This is a genomic window from Sphingomonas sp. OV641 (assembly GCF_900109205.1).
Lineage (GTDB): Bacteria > Pseudomonadota > Alphaproteobacteria > Sphingomonadales > Sphingomonadaceae > Sphingomonas.
The window spans coordinates 1-2,504 of sequence record NZ_FNZB01000029.1; the positions used below are offsets into that span (position 1 = coordinate 1).

Here is a 2,504-nt window from a genome sequence, read left to right on the forward strand (position 1 = left end):
TAGCGTGAGCAGACTGCTCCGCCCATTGTCAGATAATCCGAGCAGAAAATCGCTCCGTTTGCGAGCACACGCCGCTACGATTGCAAGCGCCTACACCTATGATGAGGCCCTTCCTCAGAGCGCAACGTGCCGGACCGAGCGGGAAAGCTGGCTTTATCAGTGCTTCCCCAAAGGAGCAGGCCGCAGGAGGCGACAATCAGTGATGTCACTTCGTGACATTTACCGCTGAAAGCTACACTTTGGCGACACGACCCCAGTCCCATAACCCCGTCGCCAGGTGTCCATTTCGAGAAAGCGCAATCGGGAACAGGTTTTGGGAAATGGTGCCGCCCGAGAGGTGAAGTGCCCTCCCTCACCTTCTGTGATCCTGGCTGGGGTTCGTTTGAGGGAAATATGCCGAGTGCCTTATGCTGGGAAGGATCACTCACTCTTGAGGGCTGAAATGCGAGTTCCTGATTATCCGACCGCTGACTCCGCGAGCTGGGCAGCAGTTGACGAGTATTTTGCCGGCCTGCTCGCACCCGAGGACGAGCATCTACAATCTGCATTGGCCGCCAATGCAGACAACAGCCTGCCGGCGCATGATGTGTCTGCAACGCAAGGCAAAATGCTGGCGCTCTACGCCCGGATGATCGGAGCGACGCGAGTTTTAGAGATTGGAACGCTCGGGGCATACAGCACCATTTGGATGGCGCGCGCGCTGCCGATCGGCGGCAAGGTCGTTACGATAGAGTATGATAGAAGGCACGCGGCTACCGCACAGCGGAACATCGATCGGGCAGGCTTGAGCGAGTTGGTTGAACTTCACGTTGGTAAGGCCCTTGATGTTCTGCCGACGTTAGCGGGTCCATTCGACCTTATTTTCATTGACGCCGACAAGCCGAACAATCCTCACTACCTTCGGTGGGCGCTTCAACTCTCCCGACCCGGAACGGTCATCGTCGGCGATAACGTCGTGCGTGGCGGTGCGGTGAAAGACCCGGCGAGTGATGATGCGAACGTGCAGGGCGTTCGCGCCTTTCTGGAAATCATCGCATCCGAGCCGCGCCTGGATGCGACCGCGATCCAGACGGTCGGCGAAAAGGGCTGGGATGGCTTCGCCTTGGCGATCGTGCGCGACTGATAGGAAAGGCCAAGCGTTCCCGTTTCACCATCCCATGCGAGACGGGATCGCTATGCGTTGGGGTGTCATTCCGCCCCCAACCGGACCCGGCCACCAGCGGCGCATTTTTCAACAGCCCCTACCGTTTCGCGCATCGTGGCCGCGCACCGCCAGCAGCAAGGAGAGTGAGTATGAAGCGCGGCCATGACCTGTCCGGCATCATGAAGTTCGCCACATCGCCCGCCTGGGCCGACCATTTGCGCGATGCCCTGGACGATCATCTTGGACCGGCGATGGAGGAATTCGAGTTCGAGTTCGAAGACCTTGTCGAGATCGTCAGCGACCATTGGGCCGGCGTACTGTGGGGATGCGCGTTCGAAGATCTCCTGACGCGGACCGTCGAACCCGGCGCGCTGAACCTCGTCGACGATTATATCCGACGTCGCGGCTGGAATGAGGCCGGCCCCGCCAAGCTCTATATGCGTGCGCTGCAATCTTCGGTCATGAGCCTCTACGAGGTCAGCGACGTCGAGGCTGGCAGCGGATTTCTTGTTCGTGATCTCATCCGGGGCGGTGACGCGGTCCGCGTCACCGAACGCAGCGCCTCGCAGACGCTCAAACAATGGGACAGGATCGGTACGCGGGTCGTCATTGTGGGCGGAAAGCATCTCCTATCGGGTGTGTGGATCGGCGTGGAAAAGGGACCCCGGTAGCGGGGTGATCGGCGTCGAAAAGGGACCCCTCATCCCGGTGGTCTAGGCTGCTCGCTTGGCGGTGTGTCAGGCGGCGAGATCGGGATGCTGGTATTGGAGACGGTGTTGAGGATCCGGCGCGAGCACGCGTCGGGGAAGGCCATCAAGGCGATAGCGCGGGACCTGCACCTGTCGCGCAAGGTGGTGCGCAAGGCGATCCGGGCGCCGGAAGCGGACATGGGTTACCGGCGGGAGGTGCAGCCGCTGCCGAAGCTGGGGCCGTTTCAGGCGCGACTGGATGCGTTGCTGGAGGAAGATGAGGCACGGCCGCGGCGCGAGAAGCTGCGCCTCACGCGCATCCACGACCTGCTGCTACGCGAGGGGTTCGACGGCTCGTACGACGCGGTTCGCCGTTATGCGGCGCGCTGGCGGCAGGCGCGGCGTCGCGACGTGATGAATGCGCCGGCGTTCATCCCGCTGCTGTTCCGGCCGGGCGAGGCTTACCAGTTCGACTGGAGCCACGAGGACGTCGAGATCTCGGGCAAGCCGATGCGCGTGAAGGTCGCGCATGTCCGGCTGTGCGCGTCGCGGGCAATGTATGTGCGAGCCTATCCCCGCGAGACACAGGAGATGCTGTTCGACGCGCATGCGCGGGCGTTTGCCTTCTTCGGAGGCGTGCCGACGCGCGGCATCTACGACAACATGAAGAC

3 protein-coding genes are annotated in these 2,504 nt (G+C 61.9%); all 3 read left to right on the forward strand.

The features are described 5' to 3' along the window. Nucleotides 1-430: 430 nt before the first annotated feature. On the forward strand, nt 431-1,123 hold the full coding sequence (locus tag BMX36_RS21160; RefSeq protein WP_256210967.1) for an O-methyltransferase: 693 nt from the start codon (nt 431-433) through the stop codon (nt 1,121-1,123). 170 nt (nt 1,124-1,293) lie between these two features. Beyond that, the gene (locus BMX36_RS21165) at nt 1,294-1,815 is read left to right on the forward strand and encodes a DUF7986 domain-containing protein (protein WP_256210968.1); all 522 of its coding nucleotides are present in this window, start codon (nt 1,294-1,296) and stop codon (nt 1,813-1,815) included. An 84-nt stretch (nt 1,816-1,899) separates the two neighbouring features. Next, nucleotides 1,900-2,504: IS21 family transposase (istA, locus tag BMX36_RS21170; protein WP_143058642.1), on the forward strand; the 605-nt coding region annotated here is incomplete at its 3' end.